The 14,215-nt window shown below is 63.9% G+C and carries 11 protein-coding genes and 1 pseudogene; 6 read left to right on the top strand and 6 right to left on the bottom strand.

Annotated features, from left to right (window positions below; genetic code table 11):
* The first annotated feature begins 190 nt into the window (after nucleotides 1-190).
* On the top strand, nucleotides 191-2,356 hold the full coding sequence (locus GEV37_RS01840; protein WP_227388465.1) for a TonB-dependent receptor: 2,166 nt from the start codon (nucleotides 191-193) through the stop codon (nucleotides 2,354-2,356).
* On the opposite strand, the gene GEV37_RS01835 is transcribed toward GEV37_RS01840, so the two are convergent.
* The 5 genes and pseudogenes from GEV37_RS01835 to GEV37_RS01820 form a co-directional block, all read right to left on the bottom strand.
* On the bottom strand, nucleotides 2,353-3,213 hold the full coding sequence (locus GEV37_RS01835; RefSeq protein ID WP_227388464.1) for an ABC transporter substrate-binding protein: 861 nt from the start codon (nucleotides 3,211-3,213) through the stop codon (nucleotides 2,353-2,355). The genes GEV37_RS01840 and GEV37_RS01835 overlap by 4 nt on opposite strands.
* Nucleotides 3,210-3,977 (bottom strand): ATP-binding cassette domain-containing protein, encoded by a 768-nt coding sequence (locus GEV37_RS01830; protein WP_227388463.1) that lies wholly within the window; start codon nucleotides 3,975-3,977, stop codon nucleotides 3,210-3,212. The genes GEV37_RS01835 and GEV37_RS01830 overlap by 4 nt, the downstream gene beginning before the upstream one ends.
* A gap of 68 nt (nucleotides 3,978-4,045) precedes the next feature.
* A complete protein-coding gene (locus tag GEV37_RS16910) occupies nucleotides 4,046-4,195 on the bottom strand; it encodes a cytochrome b/b6 domain-containing protein (RefSeq protein WP_264477648.1) in 150 nt (49 codons plus the stop codon).
* 130 nt (nucleotides 4,196-4,325) lie between these two features.
* Nucleotides 4,326-4,634, bottom strand: a pseudogene (locus GEV37_RS16905) (cytochrome b); the annotation flags it as partial.
* 29 nt (nucleotides 4,635-4,663) lie between these two features.
* Entirely contained in the window at nucleotides 4,664-5,590 is a 927-nt protein-coding gene (locus GEV37_RS01820) for a siderophore-interacting protein (protein ID WP_227388462.1), read from the bottom strand.
* Nucleotides 5,591-5,764: 174 nt separating this feature from the next.
* Between GEV37_RS01820 and fhuB the strand changes: the two genes are divergently transcribed.
* A complete protein-coding gene (gene fhuB / locus GEV37_RS01815) occupies nucleotides 5,765-7,765 on the top strand; it encodes a Fe(3+)-hydroxamate ABC transporter permease FhuB (protein WP_227388461.1) in 2,001 nt (666 codons plus the stop codon).
* A 7-nt stretch (nucleotides 7,766-7,772) separates the two neighbouring features.
* On the opposite strand, the gene ltaE is transcribed toward fhuB, so the two are convergent.
* Nucleotides 7,773-8,777 carry a low-specificity L-threonine aldolase gene (ltaE, locus tag GEV37_RS01810; RefSeq protein ID WP_227388460.1) on the bottom strand — a complete coding sequence of 335 codons (1,005 nt, stop codon included), beginning with the start codon at nucleotides 8,775-8,777 and terminating at the stop codon, nucleotides 7,773-7,775.
* Nucleotides 8,778-8,949: 172 nt separating this feature from the next.
* Between ltaE and GEV37_RS01805 the strand changes: the two genes are divergently transcribed.
* The 4 genes from GEV37_RS01805 to GEV37_RS01790 all read left to right on the top strand — a co-directional run bounded on the left by GEV37_RS01805 (nucleotide 8,950) and on the right by GEV37_RS01790 (nucleotide 14,188).
* Nucleotides 8,950-10,200, top strand: coding sequence for an NAD(P)/FAD-dependent oxidoreductase (locus GEV37_RS01805; protein WP_227388459.1), 1,251 nt, complete (start codon nucleotides 8,950-8,952; stop codon nucleotides 10,198-10,200).
* Nucleotides 10,169-10,687 carry a spermidine N1-acetyltransferase gene (speG, locus tag GEV37_RS01800; RefSeq protein ID WP_227388458.1) on the top strand — a complete coding sequence of 173 codons (519 nt, stop codon included), beginning with the start codon at nucleotides 10,169-10,171 and terminating at the stop codon, nucleotides 10,685-10,687. The genes GEV37_RS01805 and speG overlap by 32 nt, the downstream gene beginning before the upstream one ends.
* A gap of 365 nt (nucleotides 10,688-11,052) precedes the next feature.
* Nucleotides 11,053-12,765: a thiamine pyrophosphate-dependent enzyme gene (locus GEV37_RS01795; protein ID WP_227388457.1), complete on the top strand. Its 1,713-nt coding sequence runs from the start codon at nucleotides 11,053-11,055 to the stop codon at nucleotides 12,763-12,765.
* Between the two features lie 367 nt (nucleotides 12,766-13,132).
* On the top strand, nucleotides 13,133-14,188 hold the full coding sequence (locus GEV37_RS01790; protein WP_227388456.1) for a type 2 periplasmic-binding domain-containing protein: 1,056 nt from the start codon (nucleotides 13,133-13,135) through the stop codon (nucleotides 14,186-14,188).
* Nucleotides 14,189-14,215: the final 27 nt, after the last annotated feature.

Below are 14,215 nucleotides of genomic sequence, written 5' to 3'. Positions count from 1 at the left end.
GAATTGAAAGTGTAAACGATAATGCATATCAGTAAAATAGGCTTTTGGCGATAAATAGGTTCATGTTTTAAATGAAAATGATTCTTTTTTGATGTAGTATGCGGGACCCTGTGCCTCGCATATCAGACCCCTCCGCCCAAGACACGGTTCTCCCTCCGGTATCAAGGCGGTCATCGAACAAGGAATTTTCATGTCGCTGCCTTTCTCCTGTGGATGCTCTCTCACCCTTGCGCTGCTCGGCGCCTCGATGCTGCCGGCCACGGCCTATGCACAAGCGCCGGAAGGTGAAGCCACGCTCGATACCGTGACCGTCATCGGCGAGGCCGTAGCCCAGGGCGATACCCTGGCCCCGGCCTTTGCCGGAGGGCAGGTGGCCGCCGGCGCGCGGGTCGGTACCTGGGGGCAACGTCAGGCGATGGACGTGCCCTTCAACGTGATCGGCTTCACCTCGACATTGATCGACAACCAGCAGGCCCGCACCCTCGGGGAGGTGCTCACCAACGATGCCTCGGTACAAAGCGGCTTCGGCTACGGCAACTTCGCCGAGAAGTTTCAGATCCGCGGGTTCGAGCTCGATGGCGACGATATCGCCTACGGGGGGCTTTACGGCGTGTTGCCGCGCCAGATCGTGGCGACCAACATCGCCGAGCGCGTGGAGCTGTTCAAGGGGGCCAACGCCTTCGCCAACGGCGTCTCGCCCAGCGGGTCGGGCATCGGCGGCGCGATCAACATCGAGCCCAAGCGCGCTGCGGATGAACCGCTCACCCGCTTGACGACCTCCATCACCGATAACGGCTATGTGCAAAGCGGTGTGGATCTCGGGCAGCGCTTCGGCGACGACCACCAGTTCGGTCTGCGCGCGAGTGTCGAGCGTGGCCGGGGAGACAGCGCCATCGACCACGAGCAGCGCCGCGCCACCTCGGCGGTGGTAGGGCTCGACTACCGGGGGGAGCGAAGCCGGGCGTCGCTGGATATCGGTCATCAGGCGCATGACATTCAAAACGGCCGGTCCGTGGTTCATGTGGGGGCCGGGGTAGGCAGCGTGCCGAAGGCGCCGTCGTCCAGTACCAACTACGCTCCTTCCTGGGCGACCACCTCCCTCGAGACCAACTTCGTCATGCTGCGCGGGGAGATCGACGTGACCGATACCTGGACCGCCTACGCCGCCCTGGGCGCCAGCGACACCCGGGAGAGCGGTATCTATGGCTCGCCCACGGTGAGAGACCTGGACGGCTCGGCCACGGTCGGGCAGATGAGCGTGCCTTATCGCGCCGAAGGGGTGGGCAGCCAGCTCGGCCTGCGTGGCGCCTTCGATACCGGGGTCGTGAGTCATCAGCTGGATCTCGGTTACTCCAGCGCCTACCGCACCACCCGGTCCGCCTACACCATGGCGTCTCCGGCGCTACCGACCAACCTCTATCGTCCGGCGGACATCGCCTTTCGCGAGCCGGTCTTCGCCGGGGGAGACATGGGAGACCCGAATCTGAGAAGCCGAACCCGCAACAACGGCGTCTCGCTCTCGGATACGCTGGGCGTGTTCGATGATCGGCTGCTGCTGACCTTCGGGGCGCGCTATCAGGACGTCGAGGTCTCCAACTTCGACTACGACGGTGATTTCGACAATCGCTTCAGCGATACCCGGCTCTCACCGGTGTACGGGCTCGTGTTCAAGGCAACGGATGCGCTCGCGCTCTACGCCAACCGGGTCGAGGCGCTCCAGCCCGGAGAGACGGCACCCACCACGGCGGTAAATGCCGGTCAGAGCATCGGCCTGATCGAGGCCCGCCAGGACGAGATCGGCGCCAAGCTCGACCTCGGTACCATCGGCGGCAGCCTGAGCCTGTTCGACATCGAGCAGCCCAACGCCTTCACCGATGCCGACAGCGGTGTCTACGGCTACTTTGGTGAGCAGCGCAATCGCGGCGTGGAGCTCAGCGTCTACGGCGAGCCGGTGGACGGCTGGCGGCTTTTGAGCAGCGCCACCTGGATGGACCCCGAGCTGACTCGCACCGACGACGGCGCCTTCGAGGGTAACGACGCGGTCGGGGTGCCGGGCTATCGTCTCGTGGTGGGCAGCGAGTGGGATATTCCCCAGGCGCCGGGCTGGACGCTCAGCGGCCGCGCAATACGCAACGGCCATCAGTACCTGGATGCGGCCAACCAGCTCGAGGTCGAGCCCTGGACCCGTTGGGATCTGGGGGTGCGTTACTCAACGGACCTCGATACGACCACGCTGACCCTGCGGGCCAACCTCGAGAACCTCACGGATGAAAACTATTGGGCCTCCGCGACCGGGGGATATCTGAGCCAGGGCGAGCCGCGTACGCTCAAACTGTCTGCTGCGCTCGACTTCTAGGTCGCGTCGGACGCCGTCAACGCGTCGCCGAGAAGATCGGCGAAGCGCGCCGCCGATGGAAAACCGCCGAAGCTCCACACCGCCGGCAGCTGGATGACGCGCTGCTGGCGTACTGCGGGCAGATGCTGCCATAGCGCATTACCGGAGAAGCCCGCCTGCAGGCTGGCGGGTAGCGGCTCGACCACCACCAGGGTCGCTTCCGGATGGTGCAGAAGTTCCTCCAGCGCCACCGTCGAAAATCCCCACTGATTGGTCGGTTCGCGCCAGGCATTGACCAGCCCCATGCGCTCCATCACTGCCTCGAACAGGCTCTGCTCGCCGAAGACGCGCAGGTGGCGAGCATCGATGAACTGCAGCACGATCAAGGGAGGCTGCTCACCCAGCGCGGCCCTGTGGCGTGCCAGGGACGCTTCCACATCCTGGATCAGCGCGCTCGCCGCGTTCTCGTCGCCTCCGAGGGCGGCCAGGGTATGCGTGGTTCGGGCCAGGCGCTGCCAAAGCGAGCCCCCGGGCGCGTAGGTCGAAAGCCCCGTGACCGGCGCAATGCCACCTAGCTGGTCGCTGAGGCGCATGAACAGCGGCGATAACAGGATATGGTCCGGGGACTGCTGGGCGATCAGCTCGCGATTGGGTTGGGCCCGAAGGCCGATGTCCCGAGTGACGTCGGGAACCGCCTCGGCGCCGGTCCAGCGCTGGTACTGGGGAAGCTCCGCCAGCCCCACGGGCGGAGTGCCAAGGGCGGTCAGGGTTTCGGCGACGGTCCAGTCCAGGGTCACGAGCTCGTTTGCCGTGACGTGAAGCGGGGCGAGGGCGGCAAGCCATGCCAGCGCCCACCAAGGCCTACGAGCGCGACTCATTGGGCAACGGCGATGGCGTGTTGCCCGTTGGGGTGGGTCATGACCTGCATGGGCAGGCCGTAGATCGCTTCCAGAGTGGTGTCGCGCATCATTTCCCGGGGCGCCCCGTGGGCGAGCAGGCGACCGCTGTGCAGCGCCATCAGCTCGTCGCAGTAGCGCGAGGCCATGTTGATGTCGTGCAGCACGATGATCACGCCCAGGTCGAGCTCGTCGCAAAGCTTGCGAATGAGCGCGAGCACCTCCATTTGATGAGCGATGTCCAGCGCGGCCAGGGGCTCGTCGAGCAGCAGAAAGCGGCTGCCCTGGGCCAGGAGCATGGCCAGCCACACCCGCTGGCGCTCGCCCCCGGAGAGGGTATCGACCAGTCGGTCGGCGAACGCTTCGGTGTGGGTCAGCGCGATGGCCCGCTCGATCGCTTCCTTGTCCTTTACCGTATGCCGGCCCAGAAGCCCGTGCCAGGGGTAGCGGCCGAAGGCGACCAGTTCGCGCCCGGTGAGGTTTTCCGCGCCGGGCAGGTGCTGGGGCAGGTAGGCTACCTGACGCGCGAACTCGCGATTGCCCCAGTCATCGAGAGGGCGGTGATCGAAGTGAATATTCCCCTGACTGATCGGCTGCTGCTGGGCGAGCAGCTTGATCAGGGTCGACTTGCCGGAACCGTTGTGGCCGATCAGCCCGTAGACCTTGCCTTGGTGAAAGGTGTGCTCGATAGGCTGGAGAAGGGGCTTGCCATCGATGGCGAACGTGGCGCCTTTAACCTCGAACATGGGGAGCTCCTGGTGACCCGAGGACGTACGACGCCGGGATTGTATCGTGAATAATTATCATTTGACAGCTAGCGCCGGTTCAAGGGGCCGGCCATGCGCGACAGCGTGTCATCCTTGAGCCCGATGCGATGGACCAGTGCCATGGCGGCGTGACCCAGCACCAGTACCAGAAGCAACCAGGCAAGCGGACTGTGCAAGGCGTTGGCCAGCGTGACCATCCAGGGGGATGTCACGCTCGGCGGCTTCGAACAAAGGCTGGCCATAGACCCGCAGCGCACCACCTCGCCCGTACTGGCGCAGGATGGCGAGGCTGGGCAGCGCGATCAAGAGCCCGTAGAGCGTCAAATGGACGATGCGGGCCAGCGCGTTCTTGGCCGGCGGGCGCCGGTGGCGATTGAAAAAGGCCCAGCCTGCGCGCAACACGCTGGTGACCAGCAGCAGCACGCCCAGTGAGCCATGGGGGCCGAGGGTGGAAAGCGTCAAGGTCAACGGCGTTTCCCCCAGAGCACGCCAGGACAGCACCACGGTGAACTGAAAGAGCACGAGGGCGGCGGTTGCCCAGTGCAGAACCCGGCTGACGATACCGTAGGCAGTGGGCGTGTCCCGAAGGCGGCATCGAGTGGGCAGGCCAGCGTCAGCGAGAGGCGTGGAGGTCATGAGCGGCTATCTTCTTGTCAGTGGCAGGGTCAGGTACTTGCCTTGCCCAGGCGCCAGTAGCCCATGCTGGCCACATAGCGTTTGGGAAGGCCGCGCTCCTTGACCAGGTAGCGTCGCAGGCGCATGGCGACCTTGGTTTCCGCGGCGATCCAGGCGTAGAAGGGGGCGCTATCGTCGGCGTCGGCGGGCTCCCAGAAGGGCTCGTCGCCAGGGTCACGATCGTCGATATCGCCTGGGGCTTCCAGCGCCGCCGGGGTGGCGATCCCCGAGGGCAGGGTGATCTGGCGCAGGGCGTCGAGCAGAAGCTCGCCGTGATCCCGGGCGCCGGTGTCTCGGGCCAGCCAGCAAAGCCGCGCCTGGGAGGAGAGCGCTTGGGCGTCGTCGTGGCAGGGCACTTCGAGCAGGGCCTCGACCTCCACCGGGTTGCTCTGTTGCTCGAGCGCTTCCAGAATACCCGCCACCGCGGGTACCGCGGTTTCATCGGCGATGAGCAGCACCCGCTTCACCCCCCGGGGCGGTTTCCATTCGAACCCGAGATGCGGCGGCGGGGCGCCGAACACCGGCGCGACCATGGCCAGGCGATCGCCGGGGCACGCGGTCATCGCCCAGCGAGAGGCAGGGCCACTGTCGCCGTGCAGGACGAATTCGACGTCGACCTCGCTTTGCTCCCGACGCAGGGCGCGTATGGTATAGGTCCGCATGAACGGCCTTGTCGCGTCGGGCAGGGCGAGGTAGGCGCCGTACCAATCCTTTGCTGACGGCTCGGCAAGCGCGAGCAGCTCGTCCAGGGTGGCGCCGGGGCGAGAGAAGAAGAGCTTGATGCGCTGGTCCGGGGCGTAGGTGTCCATTTGATGGACCAGAGGACCGGTGAAGGTCAACCGGACCAGCGATGCGCTGACCTGGGTGCGCTTGACCAGCGTGATGTCGAAAAGCCGATAGGCCTGCTTGCCTGCCATGGTTTCGCGTCTCGTCGTATCGAAGGCTCAATTGTAGTGCTAATGGTTATCATTTAAAATACCCCGCCGCTACGCGGCAGCAAAGCGGTCGATGAACATGATCGGCCAATTTCGCGAGTCGCCCGGGCCAGGCTACAAGCGCTCTGGGCGGGTCGATACAGTAAGGTAGTGACTATGCCGGGCAATGCGCCGTGGGCTAAGAAAAGAGGGGGCGTCTCCCCCGGAACAGCGTGTCTACTGCTCAGCCTGCCGCTGGCAGTGCTGGTGATACTCGGCCTTCAGGCCCAGGGCGGCGTGATCGATGCCATCAGCGTTCTGATCACCCCGACCTTCGCTGACCCCCAGGAACTGCTGCTCTATTTCGCCTGGTGGCCTCGGCTGGTGGTGGCGCTGCTGGCCGGCGGCGGGCTGGGGCTTGCCGGGGTCTTGATGCAGCAGGTACTGCGCAACCCGCTTGCCTCGCCCACCACCCTTGGCGTCGCCTCCGGGGCGAACCTGGCGCTGATGGTGGCCACCGTGCTGACGCCGGGGTTGCTGGTCATCGGGCGGGAGTGGATTGCCCTGGCCGGCGGGGCCCTGGCGGTCGGGCTGGTGTTTCTGCTCTCCTGGCGGCGAGGGCTTTCGCCTATCGTTGTCGTGCTGGCGGGATTGGTCGTCAATCTGTATCTCGGCGCGCTCGCCACGGCGCTTTTGCTGTTCAATCACGAAACCCTGGCGGGGCTCTTGATCTGGGGGGCGGGGTCGCTTGCCCAGAACGGTTGGGACGGCGCTGCGATGCTCGCGCCCAGGCTCGCCATCGGCACGGTGCTCGCCTGGTGGTTGCTGCGCCCGCTGGCGGTTCTCGAGCTCGACGATGCCAGCGCCAAGAGCCTCGGGGTCTCGCTGTCGGGGCTGCGCTTTGCGGGCATGGGGCTGGCGGTCTTTCTGACCGGCAGCATCGTGAGCGTGGTGGGCATCATCGGATTCATCGGCCTGGCCGCGCCCAATATCGTGCGCATGGCCGGCGCTCGCCGACTCGGCGCGCGGCTGGTGTGGTCCACGCTTCTGGGGGCGGTGCTGCTGGCCACCACGGATCAGCTGCTGCAATTCTTCTCTGGCGCGACCGCCGCCTTCATTCCCACTGGCGCCATCACCGGCGCACTTGGCGCGCCCTTGCTGCTATGGCTGATTCCACGCCTGCGCCTGTCAAGCGGCCAGCCCCCCAAGGGCGCCGGCGTGTTCGCAACGCGTCATCCAGCGCCTGGACGCCTGGCGGTTAAGCTCTCGCTGGGGCTTGTGGTCCTTGCGCTTCTTGGGCTGCTGCTGGGGCAAGGGGTGGATGGCTGGTACTGGCTGGCTCCCACCCAGTGGGAAGTGGTCGAGTGGCGCCTGCCCCGGGTGCTCGCCGCCGCTGCCAGCGGCATCATGCTGGCCATGGCCGGCACTATCTTGCAGCGACTTTCCGCCAACCCCATGGCGAGCCCGGAAGTACTGGGCGTCAGCGGCGGCTGCGCCATCGCCCTGATTCTGGGCATCTACCTGCTGCCCAGCCCCACCCAGCCCCTGCTGGTGGCGATGGGCACCCTGGGGGCGATGATCACGCTGCTGGTGCTGGTCGGTATCAATCGCAAGAGTGGATTCGTGCCGGAGCGGCTGCTGCTGACCGGGGTGGCGATCACGGCGCTGTTCGATGCGGTGAGAAACGTGATGCTGGCCGGCGGCGATCCGCGCGGTCAGCAGGTGATCGCCTGGCTTGCCGGCTCCACCTACTACGTGGACGTGACCAGTGCCCTGTGGATCGGTGCGATCGCAGCGTTCTTGACGGTGCTGATTCTGCCTTTCACCCGCTGGCTCGACATCCTGCCCTTGGGGGCGCCCACGGCGCAGGCGCTGGGGGTGACCCTGAACCGGGCCCGGCTGGTGCTGCTCCTGCTGGTGGCGCTGTTGACCGCTTGCGCGACGCTGGTAGTGGGCCCGCTCTCGTTCATCGGCCTGCTGGCGCCGCACATGGCGCGCCTGGCCGGGTTTTCCCGCGCCCGCCACCATCTCGTGGGCGCCGCGCTGATCGGCATGCTCTTGATGGTGTTGGCGGACTGGGTAGGTCGGCAGGTGATCTTCCCTTACGAGATACCGGCGGGGCTGGTCGCTTCGTTGATCGGCGGCGCCTACTTCATGTGGGGGCTGCGCCGCCTGTAAGCGGGAGCTAGCGCGCGAAGTAGTCGGTCATCACCTCGATGACGCGCTCGATGTCCGCGTCATCGAGGTCCCGGTGCACCACGAAGCGGGTGTTGTCGACCAGGTTGAGCAGGATCTCGTGCTCCTCGAGCCACCGGGCGAGCGGTGCCACGTGGGCCTGGTCCACGCGTACGAACACCATGTTGGTGGCCTGTGAGGTGACCTCGAGGCCGGGCAGGGCGGAAAGCCCTTCGCCCAGCCGCGCCGCCCGACGATGATCGTCGGCCAGCCCCGCCACATGGTGATCCAGCGCGTGCTGGCAGGCCGCGGCGATGATGCCGGCCTGGCGCATGCCGCCGCCGACCACCTTGCGCCAGCGGCGCGCCTTGTCGATGAGCGCGTGCGAGCCCACCAAGGCCGAGCCGATCGGCGCGCCGAGCCCCTTGGAGAAACACAGCGACACGCTGTCGAAGGGCTGGCACATCGCCTCCAGAGAAGTGTTCGTGGCCACCATGGCGTTGAACAGCCGAGCGCCGTCGAGGTGGGCGGCCAGGCCGTGCTGACGGGCCAGGGCAACGGCCTGGGTCACGTACTCTTCGGGCAGGACCTTGCCGCCGATGGTGTTCTCCAGCGCCAGCAGGCGGGTGCGAGCGAAGTGGACATCATCGGCCTTGATGGCGGCAGTGATCTTCTCGAGCGGAAGCGAGCCGTCCGGCGCGTTCTCGAGAGGCTGAGGCTGGATGCTGCCCAGCACCGCCGCGCCGCCGCCTTCATAACGATAGGTGTGGGCGTTCTGGCCGACGATGTACTCGTCACCGCGCTCGCAGTGGGCCATCAGGGCCACCAGGTTGCTCTGGGTACCGCTGGGGAAGAGCAGGGCGGCTTCCTTGCCAGCGCGCTCGGCCAGGGTGTCTTGAAAGGCGTTGACGGTAGGGTCGTCGCCCCAGACATCGTCGCCGACGGGGGCGGCCAGCATCGCCTCGCGCATGGCGGTGCTTGGCCGGGTGACGGTGTCGCTGCGTAAATCGATCACGGGGTGGGCTCCTGTGCTTTCTTGACGTACTTTCTCGACGTACTTTCTTAACGTTCTTTCTTAACGTTCTTTAGTTTCTTGGCGGCCCGGTCTGATGGGCGAGCAATATGATGGCGAACCGCTATGTTTACAGGAGGGTCGGCTCTCTGGACAACCTTTAGAAGGCAATTAAATGGATCTTAAAAGCGGTTATCCGTTCTGGGCGGTGAAAAACGGCCTGCTCGTCTCCTTTCCTCAGCTGACCCACGACCACCGGTGCGACGTCGTGGTGATCGGCGGCGGCATCACCGGCGCGCTGATCGCCGACGAACTTGCCCGCCACGATCATCACGTGGTGGTACTGGAGCGCCGCGACATCGGCTGGGGGAGCTCCGCGGCGAGCACGGCACTTTTACAGTACGAGATCGATACCCATCTGGTGGAGCTCGCCCGGCGCTACGACGAGCCCCGCGCCGTGCTGGCCTACCAGGGGTGCGCCGAGGCGATCGGCGCGCTCGAGACCTTGGCCAGTGAGCTCGGCGATGTCTCCTTCGAGCGTCACGAGAGTCTCTATTTCGCCTCCAATGACGAGGATGCCGTCTCTCTCGAGGCCGAGTACGCGCTGCGCGACAAGCACGGTTTCGACATGCAGTGGCTGGATCGCGAGGCGCTGTCGGCGCGCTACGGGATCGAGGCACCTTGCGCGATCCTGTCGAAGCTCGCGGCAAGCCTCGACCCTTACCGCATGGCCTACCGGCTGTTCGAGCGGGTGCTCGAGCACGGCGGCGAGGTGTTCGATCGCACCGAGGTGGCGGACATCGAATCCCATGATGCGGGCGTGACCGTCACGCTGAAAAACGGCGCCACGATCAGCGCCGGCAAGGTGGTGATGGCCGCAGGCTACGAGTCCCAGGCGTGGCTGCCCGAGCCGGTGGCGAAAAATCGCAGCAGTTACGCCTTCGTCACCGACCCCCTCGCGCCAGAGGTGCTCGGCGAGCTTCGCCATACGCTGGTGTGGGAGTCTGCGCGCCCCTACCTTTACATGCGCTCCACCGACGAGGGACGCTTGCTGGTGGGCGGTGACGACGATGACCATGACGATCCCAAGCGCCGCGACGCGCAAGTGATGGACAAGGCCCACGGGCTTGCCCGCAAGGTGGAGTCGATTTGGCCTTCGCTTTCCATTAACCCGACCTTCAGCTGGGGCGGCACCTTCGCCGAGACCGATGACGGGCTGCCGTTCTTCGGCCCTCATGAGAGCCAGGGGCCGCATGTCCACTTCGCCATGGCCTACGGCGGCAACGGCATCACCTACTCGATGATGGGGGCGGGGCTGTTGCGCGCCTTGATCGAAGGGCGCGATCATGAGCTTTCAGAGTTCTTCTCCTTTCACCGCTTGAGCGAGCCCTCCCATGAGCCCGACACTGTATCTGCGCGCGCTTGAGCGCAGCGACCTGCGCTTCGTTCACGAACTCAACAACAACCAGAGTGTGATGTCCTACTGGTTCGAGGAGCCTTATGAATCCTTTGACGAACTCGAGGAACTTTACAACAAGCATATCCACGATAACGCCGAGCGCCGCTTCGTCGCCCAGGACGCCAATGCCTGCGCCATCGGCCTGGTCGAGCTGATCGAGATCGACTACATCCACCGTAGCGCCGAGTTCCAGATCATCGTCGCCCCGGAGCACCAGGGGCGGGGCTTCGCCCGCTCGCTGATCCACCAGGCGCTCAACTACTCCTTCACCATATTGAACCTGCACAAGGTGTATCTCATCGTCGCCGTGGAGAACATCAAGGCGGTGCATCTCTACAAGGAGTGCGGCTTCATCGAGGAGGGGCACCTGGTCGAGGAGTTCTTCATCAACGGCCAGTACCGCGACGTGAAGAGAATGTACGTGCTTCAGTCGGCATACTTGGCTGCCCTTTAGCGCTGAAAGCACCGTGTGGGCAAGAACGTGTGGGCAAGAAAAAGCCAGCGCAGGGCGCTGGCTTTCGGTGGCGTCGTACATCGATTCGAGGTGGGTTTCAGCCGACATGCGCGGCGAACTGCTCCGCTGCCAGACGCTGCCACTGGGCCTGCAGGCCCCAGAAGCACCACACCTCTTCTTCGCGTTGACGCGCGACTAGGGGTTGGGTCATCGCATATCCTCCTGTACGAACCGCCCTAGTATAGCTGTTTTCTTGTTGCGGTGCAGCATGCGCTTTTTTGCATGAAGCAGCGATCAAGTTCGGCAAGGCCCGTGACAGCAGCTAGGCTTGGATGATCTGTCATCGCTTGCGAAGGGAGTCGCTCATGAGCAAGAACGTCGCCGAGATTCTGGTCCATACCCTGCAAAATGCCGGCGCCAAGCGCTGTTACGGGGTGGTAGGAGATTCACTGAACCACTTCACCGATGCGCTCAGGAAAAGCGAGATCGAGTGGGTGGGCGTGCGCCACGAGGAGGTGGGCGGTTTTGCCGCCGGCGGTGAGGCGTACATGACCGGCGAGCTCGCGCTGTGCGCGGGCTCCTGCGGGCCGGGCAGCCTGCACTTCGTCAACGGGCTGTTTGACGCCCACCGCAACAATGCCCCGGTGGTGCTGATCGCAAGCCATATCGCGCTTGGCGAGATCGGCAGCCAGTTCCCCCAGGAAGTGGATCAGACCGACATCTTCAAGCAGTGCAGCGTGTTCTGCGAAACCATCGTCTCCCCGGAGCAGGCCTCGCGCATGGCCGCCATGGCTGCCCAGGCCGCGCTTGCCAAACGTGGCGTGGCGGTGCTGGTGGTGCCCGGCGATGTCATGACGCAGACGCCGCAGAGCAAACTCGACTTTCAGGCCCACACCTTCGATTACTCTATTCGCCCCGGCGCCGAGGCGCTGGTACCGGCGGTGCGCGAGCTCAACAAGGGCGGCAAGATCACGATCTTCGCCGGTGCCGGCTGCGAAAACGCCCGCGAGCAGGTGATCGCCCTGGCAGAAAGGCTCAATGCGCCGATTGCCTGGACCTCACGGGCCAAGAACTACATCGAGTACGACAACCCTTACCAGGTCGGCATGACCGGCGTCTATGGGCTCGAGGGCGGCTATCACGCGGTGGCGGAGTGCGACACGCTGCTGCTGCTGGGCTGCAGTTTCGCGTTTGCCCAGTTCTACCCGGATGGCGCGAAGATCATCCAGGTCGACCATGATCCCGGCCAGATCGGCAAGCGCTATCCGGTGGACGTGGGTATCGTCGGTAGCGTCGCCGAAACCTGCGAGGCGTTCCATCAGACCGTCAAGCCCAACGAGCACACCGGCTGGCTCGAGAAGTGCCTGAAGCGCTACAAGAAATCACTCGAGAAGTCCGCCCACGACACGAAGAGCAATACGACGATCCATCCCCAGGAGCTGACGCTCGCCATCGATCGGCTGAGCGACGAAGATGCCTTTTTTACCGCCGATACCGGTAGCGTCAACGTCTGGATGCTGCGCCATATCCATGCCGGGGCCGAGCGCAAGACGCTTTCGAGCCTGCAGCACGGCACCATGGCCAACGCCTACCCCCAGGCGCTGGGTATTCAGATCGCCTACCCGGAGCGCCAGGTAATCGCGCTGTGCGGCGACGGCGGGCTCTCGATGCTGATGGGTGATCTTCTGACCTTGGTGCAGCGCAAGATCCCGCTCAAGATCGCGGTATACAACAACCAGTCGCTGAGCTTCGTCGAGCTCGAGCAGAAGGTGGAGGGCATGCTCGACGCCTACACCGAGCTCGAAAACCCCGATTTCGGCGAGGTGGCCAGCGCTGCAGGGCTTTGGGGCAAACGCGTCGAGCGCGAAGACGAGCTCGAGAGCGCGATCACCGAATGGCTCGCCCAGCCGGGGCCTGCGCTTCTGGACGTGATGACCAACCCGATGGAGCTGGTCATGCCGCCAAAGGTGGAGGCCGGCCAGATCGGTGCCACCGCGCTCTATTCCGCCAAGGCGGTGCTGAGCGGGCGCATGGATGAGGTCGTCCATCTGGTGAAAAGCAATTTCTTGAAGCGTTAGACGATACGACTGCTCTTGTCTCAGCGCCTTTACAGGTGAGCAGGCAAGAGCAGTATAGTTTCATGATTACTTATATAAGTACAACGTATTTGTTACGTATTACTGCATATAAAAACTTATCGTTTCAACCAACAATACCTGCTTTCCTACTTTAACTTTGATCAAGTATAGAACTTTGGTCGCGTTTTGACTGTTTAACCTTGCTCGCTCTCGCGCTTCTTCTTAACCTCTAAATGTATGATGTATTACCAATACCTGAGCAGGGTAATACGCGAACCGCCAGCAATCGGTTGCCGTCTTTGCGAGTCGCGCGCCGAAAAGTCGTTCCGAAAGGCTATAACTCACAATGAACGCTAAAGGTAAGCTTATGCTGCTATCCAGAAAAACGCTGATGAACGTCAGTGTCGCCGCTGCCATGATGGGGGCCACCCTAGGCTCCAGTGTCGCCATGGCCCAGGACGCCCAGCTTCGCGGCAACGTTCGCGTCGTGATCGGCTCGACCTCTACCGGTGGCGATACCTATCAGAACGCCAGCATCGTGGTCGACCGCCTGGCCGAGCACCTGGGTGTCAACATGAAGGTCGACGCCGTGGGCGCAAGTTCCGCGTTTCGCACGCTGGATCGGGACTCTCGGGGCAATACTCTGATGATCTTCCACGACCAGTCTTACCTGGGGCATCTGTACGGCGTTCAGGGCTACGACGACATCTTTGAGAAATACACCATCGGCCCGACCATCGCCATCAACCCGGGCAACGCTTATCTGGTGCCCATGGACTCCCCGTACCAGAGCCTGGATGACATCATAGAGGCGGTGGGCAGCGGTGAAACCGTGCGCGTTGCCATACAGCCGGGTGGGGTGTCGGAAATCGGCTTCAGTGCGCTCAAGAACGCGATCGCTATCGAGCATCCGGGCCAGGAGGACAATCTGGTCGCGGTCAACACCGGCTCCCAGTCCGACAAGAACCAGCAGCTCTTCGACGGTCAGGCCGATGTCATCAACGGTAGCGTGCAGGCCAACGAGCAGTATACCCGCCTGCCCGAAAGCGACCAGAAAGCGATGCGTTTCGTCTGGTTGACCGCGCGTCAGGACACCATCGAGCAGGCACCGGAAGAGGGGCTGGGTCAGACCACTCGCGATCAGCTTCTGGAGTACGTCGAGCCCAACGTCACCGTCACCATGGGCGATGACGAGAACTTCACCTTCGATAAGGAGTTCTTCTTCCTTTACAACAAGGAGATGGATCAGGGCATTGTCGATCAGATCGACGAGGCGCTCGAGGCGATCTACGCCGAGGGCGATATCCAGGAGGCCCAGTTGAGCGCGTTCTTCATTCCTGATTTCAAACCCTCTCAAGAGGCTTCCGATTACCTCCAGGAAAAGATGTCTCGCTATCAAGAGATCATCGACAACATCAACTAAGCGTCCGGCACGCCCGCCCCGGTGTTC

Source organism: Vreelandella malpeensis, assembly GCF_020622355.1.
In the GTDB taxonomy this organism is placed as follows: domain Bacteria; phylum Pseudomonadota; class Gammaproteobacteria; order Pseudomonadales; family Halomonadaceae; genus Vreelandella; species Vreelandella malpeensis.
Note: the sequence above shows the minus strand (reverse complement) of the source record. Positions and strands in the feature narration are given on the sequence as shown.